Source organism: Onishia taeanensis, assembly GCF_013349955.1.
GTDB lineage: Bacteria > Pseudomonadota > Gammaproteobacteria > Pseudomonadales > Halomonadaceae > Onishia > Onishia taeanensis_B.
Genome location: NZ_JABVXC010000003.1, coordinates 212,113 through 235,526 on the forward strand (window position 1 = coordinate 212,113; position 23,414 = coordinate 235,526).

22 protein-coding genes are annotated in these 23,414 nt (G+C 63.4%); 10 read left to right on the forward strand and 12 right to left on the reverse strand.

Annotated elements, in window-relative coordinates; genetic code table 11:
- The first annotated feature begins 5 nt into the window (after window positions 1–5).
- Window positions 6–908, forward strand: a complete 903-nt coding sequence (locus HUS66_RS05670) for a histone deacetylase family protein (protein ID WP_175069981.1) — start codon at window positions 6–8, stop codon at window positions 906–908.
- 115 nt (window positions 909–1,023) lie between these two features.
- Here HUS66_RS05670 and HUS66_RS05675 read toward each other — a convergent pair whose 3' ends face one another.
- The 4 genes from HUS66_RS05675 to HUS66_RS05690 all read right to left on the reverse strand — a co-directional run bounded on the left by HUS66_RS05675 (window position 1,024) and on the right by HUS66_RS05690 (window position 4,507).
- Window positions 1,024–1,485, reverse strand: coding sequence for a DUF4124 domain-containing protein (locus HUS66_RS05675; protein ID WP_112054212.1), 462 nt, complete (start codon window positions 1,483–1,485; stop codon window positions 1,024–1,026).
- A 133-nt stretch (window positions 1,486–1,618) separates the two neighbouring features.
- Complete coding sequence (locus tag HUS66_RS05680; protein ID WP_175069982.1) at window positions 1,619–2,914, reverse strand: TRAP transporter large permease; 1,296 nt, start codon at window positions 2,912–2,914, stop codon at window positions 1,619–1,621.
- On the reverse strand, window positions 2,904–3,383 hold the full coding sequence (locus tag HUS66_RS05685; protein WP_175069983.1) for a TRAP transporter small permease: 480 nt from the start codon (window positions 3,381–3,383) through the stop codon (window positions 2,904–2,906). The genes HUS66_RS05680 and HUS66_RS05685 overlap by 11 nt, the downstream gene beginning before the upstream one ends.
- Window positions 3,384–3,499: 116 nt before the next feature.
- On the reverse strand, window positions 3,500–4,507 hold the full coding sequence (locus tag HUS66_RS05690; RefSeq protein WP_175069984.1) for a DctP family TRAP transporter solute-binding subunit: 1,008 nt from the start codon (window positions 4,505–4,507) through the stop codon (window positions 3,500–3,502).
- Window positions 4,508–4,791: 284 nt separating this feature from the next.
- Between HUS66_RS05690 and HUS66_RS05695 the strand changes: the two genes are divergently transcribed.
- Window positions 4,792–5,652 carry a DMT family transporter gene (locus HUS66_RS05695; RefSeq protein WP_175069985.1) on the forward strand — a complete coding sequence of 287 codons (861 nt, stop codon included), beginning with the start codon at window positions 4,792–4,794 and terminating at the stop codon, window positions 5,650–5,652.
- A gap of 91 nt (window positions 5,653–5,743) precedes the next feature.
- On the opposite strand, the gene HUS66_RS05700 is transcribed toward HUS66_RS05695, so the two are convergent.
- The 3 genes from HUS66_RS05700 to HUS66_RS05710 all read right to left on the reverse strand — a co-directional run bounded on the left by HUS66_RS05700 (window position 5,744) and on the right by HUS66_RS05710 (window position 8,973).
- Window positions 5,744–6,607: a glycine betaine ABC transporter substrate-binding protein gene (locus HUS66_RS05700; protein ID WP_112054207.1), complete on the reverse strand. Its 864-nt coding sequence runs from the start codon at window positions 6,605–6,607 to the stop codon at window positions 5,744–5,746.
- Window positions 6,608–6,792: 185 nt separating this feature from the next.
- On the reverse strand, window positions 6,793–8,043 hold the full coding sequence (locus tag HUS66_RS05705) for a M24 family metallopeptidase (RefSeq protein ID WP_175069986.1): 1,251 nt from the start codon (window positions 8,041–8,043) through the stop codon (window positions 6,793–6,795).
- Window positions 8,044–8,082: 39 nt separating this feature from the next.
- Window positions 8,083–8,973, reverse strand: coding sequence for a HalD/BesD family halogenase (locus tag HUS66_RS05710; protein WP_175069987.1), 891 nt, complete (start codon window positions 8,971–8,973; stop codon window positions 8,083–8,085).
- 110 nt (window positions 8,974–9,083) lie between these two features.
- Here HUS66_RS05710 and HUS66_RS05715 point away from each other — a divergent pair, with 110 nt between their 5' ends.
- Window positions 9,084–9,992 (forward strand): LysR substrate-binding domain-containing protein, encoded by a 909-nt coding sequence (locus HUS66_RS05715; protein WP_175069988.1) that lies wholly within the window; start codon window positions 9,084–9,086, stop codon window positions 9,990–9,992.
- Here HUS66_RS05715 and gcvA read toward each other — a convergent pair.
- Complete coding sequence (gcvA, locus tag HUS66_RS05720) at window positions 9,989–10,888, reverse strand: transcriptional regulator GcvA (RefSeq protein WP_175069989.1); 900 nt, start codon at window positions 10,886–10,888, stop codon at window positions 9,989–9,991. The genes HUS66_RS05715 and gcvA overlap by 4 nt on opposite strands.
- A gap of 178 nt (window positions 10,889–11,066) precedes the next feature.
- Here gcvA and HUS66_RS05725 point away from each other — a divergent pair, with 178 nt between their 5' ends.
- The 3 genes from HUS66_RS05725 to HUS66_RS05735 are packed head-to-tail and all read left to right on the forward strand — an operon-like array spanning window position 11,067 to window position 14,960.
- The gene (locus tag HUS66_RS05725) at window positions 11,067–12,560 is read left to right on the forward strand and encodes an aldehyde dehydrogenase (protein ID WP_175069990.1); all 1,494 of its coding nucleotides are present in this window, start codon (window positions 11,067–11,069) and stop codon (window positions 12,558–12,560) included.
- Between the two features lie 10 nt (window positions 12,561–12,570).
- Window positions 12,571–13,773 carry an iron-containing alcohol dehydrogenase gene (locus tag HUS66_RS05730; protein ID WP_175069991.1) on the forward strand — a complete coding sequence of 401 codons (1,203 nt, stop codon included), beginning with the start codon at window positions 12,571–12,573 and terminating at the stop codon, window positions 13,771–13,773.
- On the forward strand, window positions 13,770–14,960 hold the full coding sequence (locus HUS66_RS05735; RefSeq protein ID WP_254628708.1) for a mandelate racemase/muconate lactonizing enzyme family protein: 1,191 nt from the start codon (window positions 13,770–13,772) through the stop codon (window positions 14,958–14,960). Before HUS66_RS05730 ends, HUS66_RS05735 begins: the two co-directional genes overlap by 4 nt.
- A 4-nt stretch (window positions 14,961–14,964) precedes the next feature.
- On the opposite strand, the gene HUS66_RS05740 is transcribed toward HUS66_RS05735, so the two are convergent.
- The 4 genes from HUS66_RS05740 to modA are packed head-to-tail and all read right to left on the reverse strand — an operon-like array spanning window position 14,965 to window position 18,208.
- The gene (locus HUS66_RS05740; RefSeq protein WP_175069992.1) at window positions 14,965–15,525 is read right to left on the reverse strand and encodes a DUF192 domain-containing protein; all 561 of its coding nucleotides are present in this window, start codon (window positions 15,523–15,525) and stop codon (window positions 14,965–14,967) included.
- 16 nt (window positions 15,526–15,541) lie between these two features.
- A complete protein-coding gene (locus HUS66_RS05745) occupies window positions 15,542–16,699 on the reverse strand; it encodes an ABC transporter ATP-binding protein (RefSeq protein ID WP_175069993.1) in 1,158 nt (385 codons plus the stop codon).
- The gene (gene modB, locus HUS66_RS05750; protein ID WP_175069994.1) at window positions 16,692–17,357 is read right to left on the reverse strand and encodes a molybdate ABC transporter permease subunit; all 666 of its coding nucleotides are present in this window, start codon (window positions 17,355–17,357) and stop codon (window positions 16,692–16,694) included. The genes HUS66_RS05745 and modB overlap by 8 nt, the downstream gene beginning before the upstream one ends.
- Complete coding sequence (gene modA / locus HUS66_RS05755; protein WP_175069995.1) at window positions 17,357–18,208, reverse strand: molybdate ABC transporter substrate-binding protein; 852 nt, start codon at window positions 18,206–18,208, stop codon at window positions 17,357–17,359. Before modA ends, modB begins: the two co-directional genes overlap by 1 nt.
- 196 nt (window positions 18,209–18,404) lie before the next feature.
- Here modA and HUS66_RS05760 point away from each other — a divergent pair, with 196 nt between their 5' ends.
- The 4 genes from HUS66_RS05760 (at window position 18,405) to HUS66_RS05775 (ending at window position 23,412) form a co-directional block, all read left to right on the forward strand.
- The gene (locus HUS66_RS05760) at window positions 18,405–20,156 is read left to right on the forward strand and encodes a bifunctional diguanylate cyclase/phosphodiesterase (RefSeq protein ID WP_254628709.1); all 1,752 of its coding nucleotides are present in this window, start codon (window positions 18,405–18,407) and stop codon (window positions 20,154–20,156) included.
- Window positions 20,157–20,257: 101 nt separating this feature from the next.
- Window positions 20,258–21,847: an ABC-F family ATPase gene (locus HUS66_RS05765; protein WP_175069996.1), complete on the forward strand. Its 1,590-nt coding sequence runs from the start codon at window positions 20,258–20,260 to the stop codon at window positions 21,845–21,847.
- A gap of 141 nt (window positions 21,848–21,988) precedes the next feature.
- Window positions 21,989–22,618, forward strand: coding sequence for an ABC transporter ATP-binding protein (locus HUS66_RS05770; protein ID WP_175069997.1), 630 nt, complete (start codon window positions 21,989–21,991; stop codon window positions 22,616–22,618).
- Complete coding sequence (locus HUS66_RS05775) at window positions 22,609–23,412, forward strand: ABC transporter permease (RefSeq protein ID WP_175069998.1); 804 nt, start codon at window positions 22,609–22,611, stop codon at window positions 23,410–23,412. Before HUS66_RS05770 ends, HUS66_RS05775 begins: the two co-directional genes overlap by 10 nt.
- The last annotated feature ends 2 nt before the right edge of the window (window positions 23,413–23,414 follow it).

Consider the following 23,414-nt stretch of genomic DNA (forward strand, 5'->3'; position numbering starts at 1 on the left):
CCGCCATGCTGCTGCCGCTGATCCACCATCCCGGTTACACCATCGCACTGCCCCCACGCCATCCCTTCCCGATGGCCAAGTTTCGCGTGCTGCGCAACATCCTGGCCGTCGAAGAGACCGGGATTAGTGCTGAGTGGATCACCCCGCAACCGGCCAACGAGACAAGCCTGGCTCGCATCCATACACCAGCATACCTGCGGGCCTTTCTCGGCGGCTCTTTGAGTGAGGCGGCCCAACGACGTAGTGGTTTCCGCTGGTCCGAGGCGCTGGTCGCGCGCACCCTGCTCGAGGTCGGCGGCACGCTTGAGACCGTCGAAGCGGCGCTGGCCACCGGGCTTGCCTGCAACACCGCCGGCGGCACCCACCATGCTCATGCGGATGCCGCCAGCGGCTACTGCCTGATCAATGACCTGGCGGTGGCCGCGGCTCATGCCCTGGCCCACGGCTGGGCCGATCGCATTCTGATCCTCGACCTGGACGTACATCAGGGCGACGGCACCGCACGCCTCTTTCGCCACGATCAGCGGGTATTCACCTTCTCGATGCACGGCGCGGCGAACTTCCCGGCCCGCAAGCAGCATAGCGATCTGGATATCGCCCTGCCCCGGGGCACGGACGATGCCGCCTACCTTTATCAGCTCATGGCTAGCCTGCCGCCATTGCTGGTGCAGTTCGCCCCTGACCTAGTGCTCTATGACGCAGGCGTCGACGTGCATGCCGATGATCGCTTGGGCCACCTGGAATTGACGGATAACGGACTGTTCGCCCGGGACCACTATGTGCTGACGACCTGTCGCGACGCCCAGATTCCGGTGGCAGCGGTGATCGGCGGCGGCTACGACCGGGATCTCGAGGCGCTGGCCCAGCGCCACGCCCAGTTGCATCGTGCCGCCAGCCAACTGATCTAATCTAGCCGCTTCACGGTTGCGGTCACCGAATTCAACCAGCCGGCGCTAGACCGCACCCCGACAGACTGATGAACCCGATAGCGGCCTGAAGGAAGCCGACTCAGTAAACCCGCATCTAGTTTCGGCACTCGCGGCGATAGGCCGCGGTAAGCTCCCGCCGAGCGGCGCGTAGCCGATTGCCACGAGGCTCTTCGTATCCCGCCCTTAACTGCTGCTGAATGGACTCGAGGCGCTGCTCGAGCCTATTGCAACGCGGGTTCGACCCACTCGCATTGCGCTGTACGTTGCCACTGGAACGCGAAGATCGCGCCGACGGCAAGGGGCGATAGGGAGAGGCCCCCGGCGGTCGCATGCTATTGATATCCGACAGCTCATCGGGGGTGCGTGGCTCGCCGCCGCCACCCTCGGGAGAGTGATCGGCGAAATGCCATTGGCCCGTCTCATCCTGCCAGGAATAGATCTCTGCCTGAGCGGCCACTGCCCAACCGGCCAGCACCAGGCACACCCCCAGGCGGTTCAGAACCGCATACTGCTTCGTTGCATGGCGCAGATACGCCGCTGGTTTCACTACGTTCATCCAAGCCACTTCCCTGTGGTTGCTGATATTCGACGGCTGTCTTGCGGGAAATTATTGCCGTCTATTACCTGGCCCTATTTCCTAGCGGCTATTTCCCAGACCGTATTCCCTAGAACCATGCCTGCTCGTTTGGCTAGACGTTATATCCCAGAACGCCGGGCAGCCAAAGAGCGATCGACGGAAAGATCGCCACCAGCGCCAGGGCAGCGGCCATGGCCACCACGAAGACCAGTGCCCACCCCACGGTCTGCTCGAGACGAATCTTCGCCACTTCCGTGGTGACCATCAGGTTCACCGCCACCGGCGGGGTAAATTGGCCGATGGCGATATTCATGGCCAGCAGAATGCCAAACCACACCGGATGCCAACCAAAATGGTCCATGACCGGGATCAGAATCGGCATCATGATCAGATAGATCGAGATCGCGTCCAGCACCATCCCCGCCAGCAGCACCGCCAGCATGATCAGCAACAGCAGCAATGCGCCGCTGTCGGACAGGCCGATGATCCATTCGGCCAGATGCCGAAAAGTGCCCAGCATGGTGCCGGCCCAGGCAAAGATCCCCGCCAGCGCGATGATCAGCATCACCACCCCGGTGATCACCGCCGCCTCGCCGAACAATCGCCACAGCTCCCGCCAGTTCAGCTCACGGGTGAGAAAGATCCCCACGATGACTCCGTAGGTGACCGCCGCCACGGCCGCCTCGGTGGGCGTGAACAATCCCGAGCGCAGTCCACCCAGGATCAGCACCGGCGCGAAGAGCGCTGGCAGCGCCTGACGGAAGCTCTCTCCCAGCGCTGGGCGCGGTACGCTCTGCGGCGACTCCCAGCCGTAGCGCCGTGACAGCCACCAGGCGGGCACCAGCAGGGCCGCGCCAGCGAGCATGCCCGGAAAAAGCCCGGCGGCAAACAGCGCACGTAGATCGACCCCAGGCACCACGATCGAGTACAGAATCAGCGCCACCGACGGCGGAATCAGGATCGCCGTGGAGGCAGATGCCGCGATCAAGGTTGCCGAAAAAGGCTTCGGGTAGCCGGCACGGGTCATGCTCGGCAGCATCACCATGGCCACCGCCGCCGCATCTGCTGGACCCGAACCACTCATCCCGCCCATGATCATGCAGACCAGCACTGCGACCAGCGCAAGCCCGCCATGGCGAGGCCCGATCAGCGCCTGAGCGAAACGCACCAGTCGCGCCGCCACCCCCGCACGCTCGAAGATCAGCCCGGTCAGGATGAATAGCGGAATGGCGATAAGTGGATACTTGGCGACGCTGTTGTAGGTGTTGGTGCCCAGGGTCGCCAGCATCGTCGCCGGCAGGCCCATCACGATCCCCACAGCCCCCGAGAGCCCCAGCGAAAACGCCACCGGTACACCGGCAATCAACAGGCCCGCAAAGGCCAGAATCATCCACACATCAGGGCTCATCGGAAAGGCCCCCGCGCAGGCGATCAAGGCTCTGCTGGCTCAGGCGTAGCAGCATCAAGGCAGCGAGCACCGGCAGCCAAGCGATGTACCACCACTGGGGCAGGCCAAGCCCCGGCGACAGCGACTGCCATTGATATTCTTCCCAGGCCAGCTTGCCGCCAAACCATATGACCAGGCTCAGCACCGTGGCACCGCAGAGCCATTGAAAAACGATCAATATGCGCCGCAGCCCTGCCGGCGAGGCACGCTCCAGCAGGCTGATACGGATATGCCCATTGCGGCGCAGCGCCACCGAGGCACCGGCAAAGGTCAGCACCACCAGCAGGAAGACCGAAAACTCCTCGGTAAAGGCGAAGGAGGCATCAGTGATGTAGCGCACGACGACATTCGCCAGGCTGATCAACGCGATGATTACCAGCGAAAGGGTCGCCAGCACCCGCTCGGGTCTGGCATCGGGTTGGCTCTTCATGGAGTCCTCAAACGTCAAAAGCCGGCCCCTTTAGGGCCGGTCAATCAGTACCAGCACAATTTACATAAGCTTTCGTCACACAGGCGTTCGCTGCTTCAGCTGACAGGGATTTATACTCAGTCAGCCGCCATATCATCTCGGGCAGCCTTCACCAACGACTCGCCGATCTTATCGACCCAGGTCGCGTAGACGCTCTGAGTGGCTTGAACAAAAGCCATATGCTGCGCCTCGGTCAGCTCCACGATATCGACACCGCGTTCCTTGATGGCCGCGCGGCGCTTGCCTTCTTCATCGCGGGTCATGGCGATCTCCCACTCGCCGGCGTCGACGGCGGCCTGGCGCAGCAGGTCTTGATCCTCAGCAGACAGCGAGCTCCAGACACGCTGGTTGGCCGCAAACACCAGGGGATCGTTCATGTAGTTCCACAGCGTCAGGTTCGTCTGACCAACCTGATCGATGCGCGCCACGTCGAAGACCGAGAGGGGATTCTCCTGGCCATCGACGGCGCCAGTGGTCAGCGCCGGCTTGGCATCCGCCCAGCTCATCTGGGTCGGGTTGGCCCCCAGGGCCTCGAAGGTGTCCTGAAACAAGGGCGAGCCCACCACACGGATTTTCAACCCCTCCAGGTCGCTCGGTTCATCGATGGGCCCCTTGGAGTTGGAAAGCTGGCGAAAGCCATTCTCTCCCCATGCTAGCGGCACCACACCGCCCGCCTCGATGGCTGCGAAGACTTGCTCACCAGCCGCTCCGCCAGTCACCGCATCGACGGCTGCATAATCGGGCATGAAGAACGGCAGCGAAAAGAGGTTGAGTTCCGGCACTTGCGGCGACCAGTTGATGGTCGACCCCACCGCCAGGTCGATCAGCCCCGAGCGCATGGCCGAGAACTCACGGGTCTGATCGCCAGCTACCAACTGGGCATTGGGGTAGACCCGCAGCGTCAGGCGGCCATCGGAGCGGGCCTCAACCAGCTCGGCCCATTTCTCCGCCGCCTGGCCCCAGGGGAAGGCATCCGACAGCACCGTCGAGACCGAAAGCTCGCGAGCCTGTGCTGACAGTGCCGTGCACAGGAGAGCGGTTCCGGCCAGAATCGTCGTCAAACGGGAAAAACGAAACGTCATCATTGCGTGTCCTTGTTGAGGCGCTATATCACCCGATGGTCGGTCCAAGGGGCTAGGCCTTCGTTATTGGTATGGCTATGGGTAAGGCAATCGATCAATCAGCAGATCCTGTAGCAGTGTAATGAGAACACAACGTAAATGATGCCAAACCAAGGTATGAGTAATGCGACGGCGACATCTCGATCTGCTTGCGGAAGCGTGGCGCCAGCGCTTCGGCGGGATCATCGCACCCACAAACTGCTATGCTGCTAACCTTTTCGCCCATCGACCAACCTGAAGGACGAGCCGTGCCACTTCGCGACCTGCTACTGGGCCTCTTTGTCATCGCCATCTGGGCGCTGAACATCATCGTTATCAAGCTTGGAGTAGCCGACCTGCCGCCGCTGCTGCTGACCACCCTGCGCTTTGCACTGGTGGCCGTCCTGCTGGTGCCCTTTCATCCGGTTCATCGACACCAGCTGCCTTTCCTGCTCCTGCTATCGCTGACCTTTGGCAGCCTGCACTTTGCCCTGCTGTTCATCGGCCTCGGCCAGGCGGAGGCCGGCACCGGCGCCCTGCTAGTGCAGATGGGCACTCCCTTCGCCACGGTGCTGGCGGTCATATTCCTGAGAGAACATCTGGACGCCAGACGCCTGATCGGCCTGCTGCTGTCGTTCGGTGGCGTGATGGTCCTGGCTGGCGGCCCTACCCTGCCCGCGCCGCTGCCACTGTCGCTGCTGCTGCTCAGCGCTCTGGGCTGGGCCATCTCGCAGCTCTTGATCAAGCGCGGCCCCAAGATTCCACCGCTGGCACTGGCCGGTTGGATCGCACTGTTCTCGGTGCCTCAGGTGGCGCTGGGCTCATGGTGGTTCGAGACGGATCATATCGCGGCGCTCACAAACGCCGGCTGGGCGGGATGGGGTGCCGTGGTTTACACCGCCGTGATGTCATCGATCGTCGCCTACGGCATCTGGTACGGCCTGCTACGCCGCCATCCGGTGAGCCGCGTCACACCGCTGACGCTGTTGATGCCGGTGGGCGCGGTGCTGCTTGGCGCCTGGCTGCTCGGCGATAGCCTGAACATTTACAAACTGGCCGGCGGCGGGCTGGTACTGGCTGGGCTCGCACTGATCATTCTTCAGCCGCCCCGCCAGCAGGCAGGCACCTGAGGCCAGAACGCCGCGGGGCGCGACCTTATCAATAAGATCGCGCCCCGCAACAGGACTTGGTTTGCCTTGACGTGATTTGGCGTAAATCGCCTTAGCTCTCGGCCGCGTCAAACCAGCTATCGATCAGTGTGCGGTTATCTTCGATCCAGGCCTTGGCCCCCTCGACCGGATCACCGACTTTCTCGATCCGCGCCATCAGGCCTCCGAGACTGTCGTCGTCCATCTTCCAGGCATCCAGGACGCTGGCAAGCCAGGGGTCTTCATTGGCCAGTCCCTTACGCGACATCCAGTGAATGCTCTCGTTTTCGCCATAGACGCCCTGCGGGTCTTCGAGGTATTTGAGGTCATACTCGGCGAAGGCCCAGTGGGGGCTCCACAGGGTCACGACGATAGGCTCTTCACGCTGATAGGCACTGTCCAGTGCCGCCATCATTGCCGGGCCTGAGCTGTTGACCTGATTGAGCGGCAGCTCATAGGCCTCGATGGCATCCTCAGTCAACCCAGCAATCGCCGAACCGGAGTCGATGCCCAGAATCGACGGACGCCCCTGATACTCATAGCGCCCGGCCTGATCGCGCAGCTCGTCGATGCTGTCGATGTCGGCATAGCTTGGAACCACCAGGCCAAGGCCGGTGCCGTCGTACCAGACATCATGCACGTCAATCTCGTCACGGTGCGGCTCGAGGAAGGGCGCATCGGTGGTGGGCAACCATATCTCGAACGACAGGTCGAAGTCGCCGTTGGACAGGCCGCTGTAGAGCACGCTCTTGCCAATATTGGAAAGCTCGATGTCATAGCCGTGTTCTTCTTCGAGCAGGATCTTCCACATATTGGCAACAGCGATATTCTCGGCCCAGTTATTGGTCCCGACGACCAATGATTTGTCCTGGGCCTGCGCCAGGCCGCCCACGGTAATCAAGCCCGTCGCCAGCAGCACTGAGGGTAAAGTCTTCATGGTCAATCTCCCTGATTTTTTGTTCGCGCAATTCAGAAAGGTCAGCCTAGCATGACCCTTCGCCGGTTTTTGGCCACCATTTCTCATGCACGACATGAGATAAAAGAATACCTAGGTGGCGAGGTAAAGCTGACGAACGATCCCCGTCACCCTATATCTGCTCCCCTGCGATAGCGCAGAATCGCCTAACCGAGGAGCCGGGCATCAAAAGGATAATCGGACAGCAGCTCGACCTGACCGTCATCGCGAACATAGAGCTGTTCCTCGAGCTTGACACCTTCGCCACCGGACTCATGACCGATGAAACTCTCCACGCAGAACGTCATGCCCGGCGCGATGATCCCGTCGTAGCCCTTGTCGTCGATGTCTTCGCGGTGAACGATATAGGGATACTCACCGTTCATCCCCACCCCATGGGCCAGAGCAAAGTAGCGGCGCGACTTGTAAGCGGGCGGAATCTGCCAGGCGCGCTCGGCATACTCCTTGAAGCTCACGCCAGGCTTGAGGTTCTCCATGTTGGTGCGGATCTGGTCGTAGGCCATGCGATACAGGTCCTTCTGGGTCCGGGTGGGCTCGTCTCGACCGCACAGGAAGGTGCGTGAGAAATCGGCATAGTAGCCATAGCGCCCGACGACATCGGTATCCAGTGCCACAAGCTCCCCGGCTTGAATGCAACGGTCGGAGCACTCCTGGAACCAGGGGTTGGTACGCGGTCCGGAATTCATGAGGCGCGTCTCGACGAAATCTGCATCGGTTTCGATGATGTGCTGATGAAGCCGTGACCAGGCAGCATTCTCGGTCACGCCCGGGACGATGGCGGCCTCCAGCTTGCGAACGCCATTCTCGACGGCGCGCAGCGAGGAACGGATCATCTTGATTTCGTTGTCAACTTTGTAGGCCCGGGCCTGCTCCACCGGCTCCTGAGCATCCAGTACCTGATAGCCGCGCTCCTGCAGGACTAAGGCCGCCTGAGGAGTGGCGCTCTCCAGTGCCACCTTGGCGCCACCACCGCACTGCCGCTGGATTAAATCGTCGATTTCGTCGGCCCAGGCCTCCGTCACGGCATGGGTGTTTCGTTCGTTGAAGTAGTACGAGATGGCCTTGGCCGGTCGGATCTCGTCGATGGTCGGCAGATGCGCGGCCAGGTGTTCGCACCCGGAAAACTCGAACAGCACCACCGGTCCCTCGGCCGGCACGAAGGCATAACGCGCCGGGTTGCGGGAGCTGTAGACCTGCATGTTGCGCGAGCCGGTGGCATAGCGCACGTGTGCCGGGTCGAATAGCACGGCGGCAGAGATGTCGCGTTTTCTGAGTTCGGCGCGCACGCGGGCCAGCCGGTCGCAAAGGACCTGCTCGATCTCGGCGTTTGTGGGCTCGCAGTCTTCGGGGCGATGGGTCGGGGCCAGGATGCCCAGCGCGTCCAGATCCATGTTCATCAGGGGTTCTCCGTATCGGTAAATTGGCAGGTTCAAGCCTCAGTCGATCAGGCCATCGGCGCGCTCTGCCCGCCCTTCCTCGGCCTGGATGTGCTGCTCGGATACCCGCCCATAGAGCTGACGCGTGCGCTCCAGTCGCCCTACCACACCCGGGGTCTGGGAGTAGGCGAAGATGGCGGTCAAGCGGGGAGTATCGCCCTTAACACGGGTCACCCGGTGCAGACTGAAACGGCCTTTGAACAGTTGCAGATCGCCGGGACGAAGGCTGAGGTGACGAACACGGTCGCGGTCCTGACCACGCAGCACCGCCCCGACGCCTGCGTAGTTCTCGTCCTGGGGAGTGCGTATATCGGGGCAATACTCGAAGCTCCCGCCCTCTTCAGCGTCCTGAGTCATCATGGTGACGATGAATTCGTTGGTGTCGTAGTGCCAGGGTTGCTCGGTGCCTTCGGGTAGCACGTTGAGCACTAGCCCAGCGTAAGGGTCCGCATATTCGTAGACCTGGTTCTCACCCAGGCAGCGAGCCACCAGCGACTTCATGGCCGGCGAGACATACAGCCGCTGCATGATGCGGTCGGCAGTGATCATGTCGCGGGTCACGAAACCACTGGTGCGAGTCATGAACAGACGACGCGGATCGTCTTCGGGCAAGGCGGGGTTATCTGCAGTGAAATAGGCGTTGACCTCTCGGGTGTTGAAGAAGCTTTTGTTCGCCAGTTCCTGACACTCTTCTCGCAGCTGGGTCAGGCGATCCTCGCGCAGGAAACCACGCAACACTGCACAGCCTTCCCGATCCAGATCGGCTCGGGCCTGCTCAATCGTCGCCAGCAGTGTTGAATCATCGGGCCGGTCGAGCGGATAACGCTCGGTATCCACCAAGCCGGAAAGGTCATGACGCTCGGCATCGGCAAGTTGCATGGCAGTCAACATAGGAACTCCTCAGTCGGCACGGAACGGCGTCGACCAGCCAATGCTGGTCTCGTCTCGTAATGGGCGGCATAGTGGAGAACCCTGAAGCATCGAGGAAACGATTCGTTCCGATGAATTCCATCGACAAACCCGATTGCACTAACTTGCCGATCCTCGACACCGAACTGCTCAGTGCATTCGTCGCGGTCATAGAAAACGGCGGGTTCACGGCAGCGGCCCGCCAACTGCACAAGACGCAGTCGACGATCAGCCAGCGCATCCGCACGCTGGAGGAGCGGGTCGAGGTGTCACTGCTGCATCGCACCAGCCGCCAAGTGAGCCTGACGGCGGATGGAGAGACCTTCCTTGTCTACGCGCGTCGTCTGCTTCAACTGCAGCGGGAAGCGATCAGCGCACTGGGAAATGGCGACCGGGAGGGGGTGATTCGTTTTGGACTGCCGGAAAACTATGCTGAAGCCTGGCTACCCCGCCTGCTCGATCGCTTCGCACGGCTTCATCCGCGCATTCGGCCTCATATTCACTGCCGGATGTCCAGTGAGCTGATCGAGGCACTGGAAGGCGGTGAGCTCGACCTGGCGATGACGGTGCGCCACACCAACCATGGCAATGGCGAGCCCTTGGGAGCCGAGACGCTGGTCTGGGCTGCCCATCGCGATTTCTGCCAGGATCCAAAGGTAGCGCTGCCCCTGGCCCTGTTTCCCGACCACTGCCCCTACCGTCAACGCGCCCTGGATAGCCTGACCCGCCAAGGCCGTCAGTGGTCACTGCAGTACACCAGCCAGAGCCCCACCGGCCTGCGCATGGCGGTCAATCAGCGCAATGCGGTGACCGTCGCCGATCGCCGCACGTTGCCCGTCGACTGGCGGATCCTGGGTGAGGCAGACGGCCTGCCCCCCTTGCCACCGGCTCAACTGGAACTGCATCGCTCACCCAGCTTTCAGCACCCAGCCGGGGACGACCTGATCACCCTGCTGGGTGAGCTGATCGTAGCCGAGTCCGAAGCGACCGACGCGGACTAGCCGGGCGGGTCATTGATCTCCTGCGCCAGCCAACGGCGAAACAAGCCAAGGTTCGCCGACTCGGTCTGACCCGGCCTCGTCACCAGCCAATAGGACTGATGGCCGGTGACTTCCACGTCGAGCAGTTGAACCAGGTCACCGCGGAACAGCTCCCGCTGGATCATCTGACGATCGGCGATAGTCACGCCCACCGCATTGATCGCAGCCTGAATGGCCAGCTCCAGCACATCGAACTCCATGCCACCACGGGTCTCCACCCCCTCGAGACCGGCCGCCGACAGCCAGTGCTCCCAGGTATGGAAACGGTCTTCGCCGCGCAGCACATGCAGCAGGGTATGACGGGTCAAATCCACCTCGCGCCCACGCCGTCCCGCCAGCAACTGCGGGGCGCAAACGGCCACATGACTCTCTTGCATCAACAGAGTGGCCTCGACTTCGGGCCACTCCCCGTCCCCGAAACGTATCGCGCAGTCCAGGTCGCTGTAGGCAGTCAGGTCATCCTCGGCGCGAGTAGTGACGGTGAGCTCGAGATCCGGGTATAGGGCATTGAGTCGCCCCAACCGTGGCACAAGCCAGCGACTGGCAAATGTGGGCGGGACATTGATGGTCAAGCGGGGAAAGGCCTCATGATCTCGAAGCCCGCCCACGGTCCAGGCGATCCGGTCGAAGGACTGACGCAACACCGGCTGCAGGCGCCGTCCGGCATCGGTCAGTCGCAACCGGCCGGCGCCACGCTCGAAGAGGGTGACGCCGAGCTGCTCTTCGAGCAGCTTGACCTGGCGACTCACTGCGCTTTGCGTCACGCAGAGCCGCTCCGCGGCCAGGGTAAAGCTCTCACAGTGTGCAGCAGCCTCGAAGGCCTTGAGCGCATTGAGTGGAGGCAATGAACGTGGCATCGGATCTCTCAAGTAGAAAATATTGTGGTATTGGGGCATTACGCCGGCTCTAGCCTGCCAAGGCAGCATGCCGCATGACTTTTACGAATACCACAGGTGCATAATCCTCGTTTGTTGTCGCGTCCCGGTCCGCCCTAGGCTTTGCGCAAATTGGTGCCCATTACCGGAGACTGACCTCATGACAGATCGCACTCTATCCGACTGGCAGCAGTACGCCGCCAACCTGGCACTGCCGCACCAGGCCTACCTCAACGGTGAATTCTGCGACGCCGCCAGCGGCGCGACCTTCGCCGCAGAGAACCCGGCAACCGGCGAAGTGCTGACGCATATTGCTGCCTGCCAGGCCGAGGATGTCGATCGCGCCGTGGCCCTGGCCCGCCGCACCTTCAACGCCGGCACCTGGCGCGACCTGGCACCCACAGAGCGTAAGGCGCGCATGCTCGACTGGGCTGCGCTTATCGAAGACCACCTGGACGAGATCGCTCTGCTCGAGACCCTCGAGACCGGCAAGCCCATTTCTCAGACCACCAGCATCGACGTGCCAGGACTGATCGGCGGCCTGCGGTTCTATGCCGAAGCGCTGGACAAGCTCTACGGCGAAACGGCTCCCAATGGTCCCGACAGCGTGTGCATGATCGACCGCGAACCGGTCGGCGTCGTCGCCGCCGTAGTGCCCTGGAACTACCCGCTGATCATTGCTGGCTGGAAGATCGGTCCGGCACTCGGCGCCGGCAACTCGCTGATCATCAAGCCCGCCGAACAGTCGAGCCTGGCCACCCTGAGAGTCGCCGCCCTGGCCCGTGAAGCCGGCATTCCCGAGGGGGCCTTCCAGGTGGTCACCGGGCTCGGCCACCAGGCTGGCGAAGCGCTGGGCCGGCACATGGACATCGACGCCGTGGGCTTTACCGGCTCCACCGAGATCGGCAAGCGCTTCCTCGCTTATTCGGCGGAATCCAACATGAAGCGTATCGGCCTGGAGTGTGGCGGCAAGAGCCCGCATATCGTCACCCGCGACGTCGAGGACTTGGACAAAATCGCCATGAACGTGGCCTATGGCGTCTGGTACAACCAGGGTCAGACCTGCCATGCCGGTACCCGCCTGATTGTCGACCGCCAGATCAAGGAAGCGCTGCTGGAACGTCTGGAAATTTGGGCGGAAAAGCTCCAACCCGGCGACCCTCTTGACCCGGATTCCCAGATCGGCGCGATGATCGAAGAGCCTCAGTTGGAGAAGGTTCGTGAATACCTGGCCGACGGGCAGCGCGAAGGCGCACGGCTGCGTTTTGGCGGCGCGCGTGCCCGCCACGAGAGCGGTGGCTACTACATGACCCCAGCAATACTTGATGAGGTCACCAACGACATGCGTGTCGCCCGCGAGGAGATCTTCGGTCCGGTGCTGGTGGTACTCACCCATGACGAGGTGGACGAGGCACTCGCCATCGCCAACGACACCGATTACGGCCTCGGCGCTGCCATCTGGACCCGGAACCTGAGCGATGGTCACCGTGCCGCTCGGGCGCTACGGGCTGGCACTGTCTGGGTCAACTGCTACGACCACACCTCCATCAATGCCCCCTTCGGCGGCTTCAAGCAATCCGGCCAGGGCCGCGACAAGTCTTTGCATGCCTTCGACAAGTACACCGAACTCAAGACGACCTGGATTGAAATCTGAGGAGCCAAGCATGCACCAAGACTACCAGACTGGCCGCCAGGCCCCCGTCATTGCCGGCCCAGGCTGCCTGGCGCGCCTGCCGGAGTTGCGCCGGCAGCACGGCGCCGAACGCTACCTGTTGATCACTGATGCCGGCCTCGAGGCCAGCGGCCTGCTTAAGCCATACTTGGCCGAACTGGAGCAGGATGCCGAGGTCACCCGTTTCATCGCACCCGCCGGCGAACCCAGTGTGGCAACCGTCGACCAAGCAGCGCAGGCGGCCCGCGAACTGCAAGCCCCACTGGTGCTTGGCATCGGCGGCGGCACCGCTCTAGACATCGCCAAGCTGGTGGCAGCGCTGACCGCCAGCCCCGGCAGGATGGATCAGTACCTGCTGGCCCGTAGCCCCTGGCTCGGCAAGGCGCCAGCGGTGATGATCCCGACCACATCGGGCACCGGCAGCGAGGTCACCCGGACCTCAATCCTCGCCGATGAGACGGGTCGCAAGCTATGGGCCTGGGGTGATGAACTCCTGCCCGAGGCTGTTCTGCTGGACTCGCGACTCACTCGCTCGCTGCCGGCACCACTGACCGCCGCCACCGGGCTTGATGCCTTCGTGCATGCCCTGGAGGCCACCACCGGACGCAATCGCAACCGGCTGATCGAGAGCCAGGCACTGGCGGCGATTCGCCTGGTTGGCGCGGCCCTGCCCGAGGCGGTCCAGACACCGAATAACCTCGAGGCTCGCCAACAGCTGCAGGAAGCCGCCTGCCTGGCCGGCATGGCCATCGATAACGGCGGCACCGGTATCGCTCACAACATCGGCCATGCCCTCGGCAGCCTCTACCACCTGCCGCACGGCGTGGCCGTGGCGATCGCCGTCGAGGCCTCGCTGGCCTGGTCGATCGAGGGCCATGAGGCCACCTTCGCCGCCAGCGCCCATGCCCTGATGGCCGGCAGCGAGGCGAAAGCGCTCACTGAATTGGTCACCGAGCTTGCAGATGCCAGCGCCTTCGACCAGGCCCTGGCGCCGTTCGCCAACCTGGAGATGGACGCCACGGCCCTAGCCGAAGTGATGCAGGCCGAAGAGAACGCCCCGATGGCCAACAATGCCGCCCGCATCCCCGAGGGAGACGACTGGCAACATCTGGCGGAGCTCACCGTGGCCACCTTCCAGCATCGCCAGGCAGGCCTGCGAGCCGGGTCAACCACGCAAGAGAGGGCAATGGCATGACGGCACCGTTGAACGACGAACGTACCCCGCTGTTCTCAGATCCCGGCCAAGCGAGCCACATCGCCCGCATCGAGATCAGCCATCATCAATTCGAGCTCGATCCGCCCTTCCCCGCCGCCTGGGATAGCCAGCCGCGCCGACAGTTCCCCGCGACACTGGTCCGGGTGATCGACAGCGAAGGACGCGAGGGTGTTGGCTCGGGCGACGTGATGTACGGCTTTGATGACTTCCGTCACCTCTTCATCGGCAAAGACCCGCTGGACCTGGAGCGCCATGCCGGGGTGATCGACAACATCGGCTTTCATGCCGGGCGCTGCTGGCCTCTGGAGGTGGCCATTTGGGATCTAGCCGGCAAGATCCTCGATACCCCGGTGTGGCGCTTGATGGGCGGCGTATCGAACCGCCTGCGCGCCTATGCTTCCAGTGGCACCCATCGCCCCCTGGAGGAGGTGGTGGCCCTGGCCAGGCAGGTACAAGATGCCGGCATCCCGGCCTTGAAACTGCGCTTCGGGCGCCCGCGCCTGGAAGATGATCTGGCTGTACTGGGTGCCGTCCGCCAGGCCGTCGGTCATCGACTCGAGCTGATGGTCGACTGCAACCAGGGCTGGCGGATGCCTTGGGATGTCAAGACACCCTGGCAGTATGCCCATGCACTGGAGGTGGCCCGGGAACTCGAGCGCCAGGATGTCTACTGGATGGAGGAGCCGCTATATCGCGGCGACTACGCCGGCATGGCTAAGCTCGCTGAGGAGACTGAAGTGCGGATCGCTGGCGGCGAAATGACGCGCGAGCCCTACGAGTTCAGAGAAATGCTGCGTCAGGGCTGCCTCGATGTCTACCAGCCCGATGCCGTCTGTTCGGTGGGCATGCTGGGCTTGGCCCGACTGGCCCGCGAGATCGTCGCCGCCGGCAAACTCTTCACGCCTCACACCTGGGGCAACGGCATCGGCGTGATCGCCAACCTGCACCTGACTGCGGGCGCGGTCGGGCCGACCGGCGCCCCCTATCTGGAATACCCGTTCGACCCGCCCGAATGGACGCCCGAAAAGCGCGATTTCCCGCTGACGACGCCCTTGCTGGCGGATGGCGAGGGCTGGCTGACCCTGCCCGAGGCACCTGGTCTTGGTTTTGAGCTGGATGAGCACCGCCTGGCCGCTACCCGCGCCACTCAGGTCACATACCAGTAACGCATCACGGCGCGCACTGCCCCCTCTGCGGGGCTACCGAACCGGGCAGGCTCACGCAGTCACCCACTTCAATGCCGCGTGCGGCGAAATACCCGGCATTGACCTCCAGTGCCGCGATATAGGCGACACCGGCTCTATAGGCGCGGCAATCCGCTGATACATCAGAGCCACAGGGCGTCATCTGCCGGATGGCAGCAATGCGCCCGTTGCGGTCGATAAAGGCGATATCCAGCGGGATTAGGGTGCGATACATCCAGAAGCCGCTGTCCGGCGACTGAGGCCGCTGATACACGAACAGCATGCCGGCCTCCGCCCCCAGTTGTTCGCGCTCCATCAGCCCGGTCGACCGCTGCTGAGGGCTCTCGGCCAGTTCCACCTCCAGACGCGATGGCCCCTGATCGCCATGAATGGCCAGGGTCGCGGACGCGAAGTGAAGCTTGGCTGCGCGGGCTGTGCTTGCCGGCCAAGCGGCCAACGGCAGCCAGGCAATGGCGCCTGCGACACTGCCGACGGCGGCCAGGCCTGAAAGAACACGACGGCGGCTCAGACTTAGGGGAGTCTTCATGGGTAAACCTCTCGAGTCATGAGGATGCGCCTGGCATCAGATGAATGGCGTCGGCCAGCAGCGAGACCTGTACGACCTCCCCTCGCGCCAGCGCATTGCGACGGGCGGCGTGGGTGGTGATCTCGAAGCGTAGCGTCTCCGTACCATGATCGAAGGCCAGCGTGATCTGGGTCACACCGCCCATGGCCACCATTTCCCGCACCCGGCCTTCCACCGGATTTTCGCGTTCGCCATTCGACGGCCTGCCACGCCGGTGCAGCACCACATCGGAGGGCGGCAGATACCAACGCAGCGACTGGCCGGGCGAGAATGCCGCAAGCCCTTGTCCGACCTCCAGTCGATAGGGCCCCCAGGCCAGCCGCCGTTCGCCATGCGCTGCGACCACCTCACCGCTGAAGACATTATGCCGATCCAGCAACCGGGCAATCTGTGGCGTATCGGGGGTGCGAAACAGGGTCTCCGGCGTGCCGCTCTGCAGGGTCTTGCCGCCATGCAGCACGCACAGCCGATCGGCCAGAGCACTGGCCTCTTCCAGGTCATGAGTGACCAGCACCATGGGAATGGTCAGCGTTTCGCGCAATAGCGCCAACTCGCGTTGCAGGCGCCGACGGGTGACCTGATCCACCGCCGAGAAAGGCTCGTCGAGCAGCAACACCTGGGGCTTGCGCGCCAGCGCACGAGCCACCGCCACCCGCTGACGCTGGCCGCCCGAGAGCTGATGAGGCAGACGCTCCTCGAGCCCTTCGAGACGCACCCGCGACAGCCAAGCCTCCGCCGTGGTGCGCCGCTCCTCCCCGCTCTCACCTTCCACCGCCAGCAGCACGTTGTCCCGAGCGCTAAGGTGAGGAAACAGGGCGTAGTCCTGAAAGACGAAGCCGATGCGCCGGGCCTGGACGCTGAGCGAGTGCCCGCGCGCGGCATCGAACCAGCTCTGCCCGCCACAGCGAATATACCCGCTGGCCACCCGAGTCAGGCCCGCTATCGCCCGGAGCAGCGTGGTCTTGCCGCTGCCGGAGGGGCCGACCAGGCCCAGAAGCTCACCGGGCGCGCAGGCAAAGTCAGCCGCCAGCGGAATCGGCCCGGCCTGATGCAGCGAGACGCTCAGCCCTTCGGCGTCACGCGCCTGTGCATCCAGCCCTTGGTCGGGGAAACCGACGTGTCCATGCTCAACCATGGCGGCGCCCTCCTCGCCTGGAGAGGCCATAGACCACACCGATGGTCAGAAACGAGATGCCCAACAGCAGCGCCGACATGCGGCCGGCGCCGGCTTCGTCGAAAGCCTGCACGCGGTCATAGATCGCAATCGCCAGAGTGCGGGTCTCGCCGTCGATAGCGCCGCCCACCATCAGAATGACCCCGAACTCGCCAAGGGTATGAGCAAAGGTCAGCGCCAACGCCGACACCACGCCCGAGCGTACCAGCGGCAGCTCGATGCGCCAGAAGGTCTGACGAGTCGACAAGCCACTACACCAGGCCGCCTCGCGCAGGGTCTCTGGCACCGCCTCGAAGGCACGCTGAATCGGCTGGACGGCGAAGGGCAGGTTGACCACCAGCGAGGCGAGCAAAATGCCGGTGAAGGAAAAGTTCAGGCTGGTACCGGTCAACGAGGCCCAGAAGCCTCCCACGGGACCGTCCCCGGCGAAGGCCAGCATCAGATAGAAGCCCAGCACCGTGGGTGGCATCACCAGTGGCAGCGCCACCAGGGCTTCGACAAGCACCCGGCGCCGTTGCATCCGGGCCAGGCGCCGCCCCAGCCAAAGCCCCACCGGCAGCAGGATCAGGCAGGTGCCGAACGCCAGTCGCAGCGAAACGAACAGGGCGCTCCAGTCCATCAGGGCGCGTCCGAAGCCGGCACGGCAAAACCATAGTCGCGAAACACCTGCCGCGCAGGCGGGCTCTGCAGGTAGGCATAGAAGGCCTCAGCCGTTTCCCCGGCGCCCGGCAGTAAGGCCATGCGCTGGTGGAGCGGCGCGTGCCAGGCCTCGGGAATCAGCACATAGCGGCTTTTCCCTGCAAGCGACGGTGAGCATGCCAGTGAATAAGCGACCAGGCCGCCGCGAGTATCGGCAGACAGCGCGAAACGAGCCGCCTGGGCGACGTTTTCACCCTGCACCTGCAGGGGCTGGCTGGTGTCCCACAGGCCTTCATGCGCCAGTGCCTGGCGCGCCGCCACGCCATAAGGCGCATGTTCGGGGTTCGCCAAGGCGAAGCGAGCCCGGCTGCCATCGGCCTGCCAGGCCTGCACAGCCGCCTTCACGGCGGCCAGCGGCGCATCAGAGGAGGACTGCTCTTTCATCTGGCTGTCCGGACGTTCCTCGCCTTCCCTTCCTTCTTCTAAGCCTTTGCGCTGCAGCCAGACCAGCCGCCCCCGGGCGTAGCGCACCCCGGCATCACGGGTCTTGCCGGCCTCATGTAGCGCCTGCACATAGCCCTCATTGGCCGAGAGAAACAGCTCGAAGGGCGCGCCCTGGTCGATTTGACGACGGAAGTTGCCGGACGAGCCCATATTGAGGATGACCTGACGGCCGCTGGCGTTATGAAAATCCTTGGCGATCTCGGTCAGGGCGAACTGCAGGCTCGACGCCACGGCAATGCGGGGCACGTCAGCGGCCATGACGGCTGGCGCGACAGCCAGGCCTAGGACCAGCAGCCACTGGGCAAGCTGGCGAGACAACACTCGCATAGCGAAATCCTTGTCTGAAAATAGAGATCAAAAAATCAAAGGTGCAGGAGGGGCATATCGTCACCGCTTACCTGGGCCGGCAACGCAGCAGGCGGCCTCCTATCCCGGCGACATGCCAAGATGTCACATCAGTGCAATGATACTGATTCAGTCTAAATGGTATGGCGCCATCCCCGACGAGGCTGATTTTCACACAATGCCGCTCTCCACGCAGACCCTGATGCAGCAAAGCGATGCCCAGTGGCTTGATGAGATCATCAAGGCCAACGCCCTGACAGTGCTTTTTCAACCCATTGTCGATGGCGAAAGCCAGCTGATCTTTGGCTATGAGGCGTTGGTCCGTGGCCCTTCAGACTCCCCGCTACATTCTCCTCTGAAGCTATTTGGCAGTGCCGAGCACGAAGGACGCTTAGTCGAACTCGATCTGCTATGTCGTCGGCTGGCAATCCAGCGCTTCGCTGAACTAGCGCTGCCGGCACGCCTGTTTCTCAACGTGATGCCGGCCACCATCCTCGAATGGGACTTCCGCGAAGGAGCCACCATCGAGTATCTGAAACACGCAGGCCTCTCGCCAGACCGGGTGGTCATCGAGCTGACCGAGCACGCGCCGATCCATGATTACGAACTGATGCGTAAAGCGGTTAGCCACTATCGCAACATGGGCTTCAAGGTGGCGCTGGACGATCTTGGCGCAGGCTACTCCGGGCTACGCCACTGGGCCGAGCTGCGCCCGGACTTCGTCAAGATCGACCGCCACTTCATCGAGAGCATCGACACGGACTGCCTCAAGCAGCAGTTTCTGCGCTCGATCATCGACGTTTCTCGTAACCTGGGCTGCCAGTTGATCGCAGAGGGTATCGAGACCCGCGAGGAATATCACGCCCTCTGGGAAATGCAATTGACCTACCTGCAGGGCTATCATTTCGCACGCCCCAGCGAAACGCCCCCGCATGACATTGACAACCTCAGGTACACTCCGCAGCGCCAGCCCGCGGCAAGCCACATCGCCGCCTCGATCAGCCATCCCATTGCCGCTATCGATACCAAGTGCAAGCTGCCAACGCTACTCGATCGGTTCAAGCATGATCTCGGGCTGCGTTGCGTGGCCTTGGTGAGTGAAGGCCGCCCGGTCGGCGTCATTCGTCGCAACGACTTCCTGACGCTATTCGCCAACCCCTTCGCTCACTCCCTGTACGCCAAGAGCAGCCTGGAAGAGCTCGCCGACCGGCAGATGATCGTGGCACGGAGTAACACCTCCCTCGAACAGTTGAGCCAGTGGGTCACGGAAGCCGATGGCGGCCGTCACGAAGACTTCGTGATTGTTGATGAGGACGGGCTTTACCAGGGCATGGGCAATATCATCGACTTGCTTCGTGAAATCACCTCTCAACGAGTGCGCCAGGCCCGCCATGCCAATCCCCTGACCGGCCTGCCAGGCAATGCCCTGATCAACGACGCGCTGGCCTCTCACCTTGCCGAGGGACGCGACTTCGTCGCCGCCTACTGCGATCTGGACCAGTTCAAGGCCTACAACGACGATTACGGCTATGCCCATGGCGACGAAGTCATTATCGCCGTGGCGAACCTGCTGCAGGACACCCTGCTTGAGCATGGTCATTTCGTCGGCCACATCGGCGGCGACGACTTTATGCTGCTGTTGAGCGGTGACGACTGGCAGGCCCACTGCGAGCAGGTGTTGAACCGTTTTGAGGCCATGGCACCCGGCTTCTACCGACCCGCCGGCCAGGCGGCCGGTGGCATCTGCGGCGAAGACCGCCAGGGTAACCGCCAGTTTTTTCCCTTCATCAGCCTGACGCTGGCCGCACTGCCGGTGAAGCCCGGTCGTTTCAATAGCGCCTTGACCATCGCCGACCGACTCTCCGAGCTCAAGTGTCATGCCAAGCGCGTATCGGGCAATAACCTGCTGATCGAGCGCCGACGCCACTGACAGCGGTTGGGAAGGAACGAGCTAGGCGCTACAATGCGCGCCCGAAACGTTGCTTACTCCCACGCTCGGCGCACGTTGAGCCCTTTCGACTGGCCCCCCCTTTGATCTCCACCGCCAACATCACCATGCAGTTCGGGGCCAAGCCCCTGTTCGAAGACGTCTCGATCAAGTTCAACAACGGCAACCGCTATGGCCTGATCGGCGCCAACGGCTGCGGCAAGTCGACCTTCATGAAGATCCTTGGCGGCGATCTCGAGCCGTCCGGCGGGCAGGTGATGCTCGATTCCGGGACGCGCCTGGGTAAGCTTCGCCAGGATCAGTTCGCCTACGAAGAGCACCGAGTGATCGACACCGTGATCATGGGCAACACCGAGCTGTGGGAGGTCGCCGACGAGCGCGAACGCATCTACTCGAACCCGGAGATGAGCGAAGAGGACGGCATGCGCGTTGCCGATCTCGAGACCCGCTTCGCCGAGCTCGATGGCTACACTGCCGAGGCCCGCGCCGGCGAGCTGCTGCTGGGGCTCGGCATCCCAGAGGCCCAGCACTTCGGCCCGATGAGCGCCGTCTCGCCTGGCTGGAAGCTGCGCGTGCTGCTGGCTCAGGCGCTGTTCGCCGACCCGGACGTGCTGCTGCTCGACGAGCCCACCAACCACCTGGATATCAACACCATCCGCTGGCTCGAGGGCGTGCTCACCGCGCGCAGCAGCACCATGGTGATCATTTCCCACGACCGCCACTTTCTCAACAGCGTCTGCACCCACATGGCGGACCTGGACTACGGCGAGATCCAGCTGTTCCCAGGCAACTACGACGACTACATGACCGCGGCCACTCAGGCCCGCGAGCGCCTGCACGCCGACAACGCCAAGAAGAAGGCCGAGATCGCCGACCTGCAGGCCTTCGTCAGCCGCTTCTCGGCCAACGCCTCCAAGGCCAAGCAGGCCACCTCGCGTCAACGCAAGATCGACAAGATCCAGCTCGAAGAGGTCAAGCCGTCCAGCCGCGTCAGCCCCTTCATTCGCTTCGAGCAGAACAAGAAGATCCACCGCGGTGCGGTGCAGGTCGAGTCGCTGGCCAAGGGCTTCGATGAAGGCCCGTTGTTCGAGAAGCTGGGCCTGCAGATCGAGGCTGGCGAGCGAGTGGCGATCATCGGCCCCAACGGCGTCGGCAAGACCACCCTGCTACGCTGCCTCAGTGGCCACCTGGCCCCGGATGCCGGCGAAGTGAAATGGACCGATGCCGCCGAGATCGGCTACTTCGCCCAGGATCATGCCGACGACTTCGCCAACCCGGCGACGCTTTACGAGTGGATGGCGCAATGGACCGACGGCGGCGAGCAGATGATCCGTGGCGCGCTCGGTCGCATGCTGTTCTCCAACGACGATATCGGCAAGTCGGTGAAGGTCATCTCCGGTGGCGAACAGGGCCGCATGCTGTTTGGCAAGCTGGCCCTGCAAAAGCCCAACGTGCTGCTGATGGACGAGCCCACCAACCACCTGGACATGGAATCCATCGAGGCCCTCAACCTGGCCCTGGATCACTATCCGGGCACGCTGGTATTCGTCAGCCACGACCGAGAGTTCGTGTCATCGCTTGCCACGCGCATCCTCGATATGAGCGGCGACAAGATCGTCGACTTCAGCGGCAGCTATGACGACTACCTGAAGAGCCAGGGCGTCTACGGCTAACCTGCGGACAAGTCACGCGTTCGCAACGCTGCATCGGCTATGCTTGACGCTTTGGACGACATGAACGGCTCTTGATCGATGCGCAGGATGCCGCCGATCGAGGGCCGCGTCTTTGTCCAACCATCAGCGAGTACCTACCGGATGCCAGCCCCACCCGACACTCAGGCAGCGACGTCCCTGAGCCTCGAGGCCGTCGCCGTTGGCGCCCTTGAAGATGTTTCCCTTAACCTCGCCCCGGGCGAAATCACCTGTCTGTCCGGCCCCAGCGGGAGTGGCAAGAGCCGCCTGCTGCGCGCCATTGCCGACCTCGAACCTCACGAAGGCGACATCCGACTCGGCGAACAGCCCCAGGCGACGCTGAGCGGTCACGCCTGGCGCCGGGCGGTGATGCTGGTACCGGCGGACAGCCAATGGTGGGCCGAGGATGTCGGGGCGCATTTCGATCACGACTGCCAGGCGGGTCTCGAGGCGCTGGGCCTTTGCCCGGAAACCCTAGGCTGGCAGGTGGCGCGGCTCTCGTCCGGAGAAAAGCAGCGGCTCGCCCTGCTGCGCGCCCTCTCCCGCCGGCCTCGCGCCCTCTTGCTGGATGAGCCGACCGCCAACCTGGATCACGCCACCACCCTTCGCTGCGAAACCTGGCTAGGCGAACGGGCCCGCCAATACGGCATGCCGGTGCTGTGGGTCGCCCATGACCCGGAGCAGATCAAACGGGTCGCCAAGCATCATGTCCGGATCACAGGCTCCCGCCTGGAGACAACGCCATGGACGTGATCGCGCTCGACTGGTGGCAGTTGGGCCTGGCCGCCCTGATGGTAGTGGCCCTTGCGGCCTGCACCACGCTGGCCCGCCTGGGCGTCGGCCGGCCATTGCTGATCGCTGCGGTTCGCACGGCGGTGCAACTGACGCTGATCGGCCTGGTGCTGGAGGCGCTGTTCGCCTCGGCACGCTTTCAGTGGGTGGCGATGATGGCCGTGGCCATGCTGCTGATCGCCGGGCGCGAGGTAATGACGCGCCAACGACGGCGACTCACTGGCGGCTGGAGCTTCGGTATCGGCACTCTGACGATGTTCCTGTCCTCCTTCAGCGTCACGATACTGACCCTGACCGTGATCGTCGGACCGCAGCCATGGTACACGCCTCAGTACGCCATCCCGCTGCTAGGGATGCTGCTCGGCAACACCATGACCGGCGTGTCGCTGGCGATGGACAGGCTCACCGCCAACGTCTGGCAGCAGCGCAGCGTGATCGAGAACCGGCTGATGCTGGGCCAACCCTGGCAGGAAGCCATCGGTGACGTGCGCCGCGAGGCCATGCGCAGCGGCATGATCCCCACCATCAACTCCATGGCCGCCGCCGGCGTCGTCAGCCTGCCGGGCATGATGACCGGCCAGATACTCGCCGGCAGCGCCCCGGCCCTGGCGGTGAAATATCAGATCCTGGTCATGTTCATCATTACCGCAGGCACCGGCTTCGGCACCCTGGCCGCCGTTGCCGCCACCAGCCGGCGGCTGTTCGACCAGCGCGAGCGGTTGCGAGTGGATCGACTCAGCCCCCCCAAGGGCTAGAT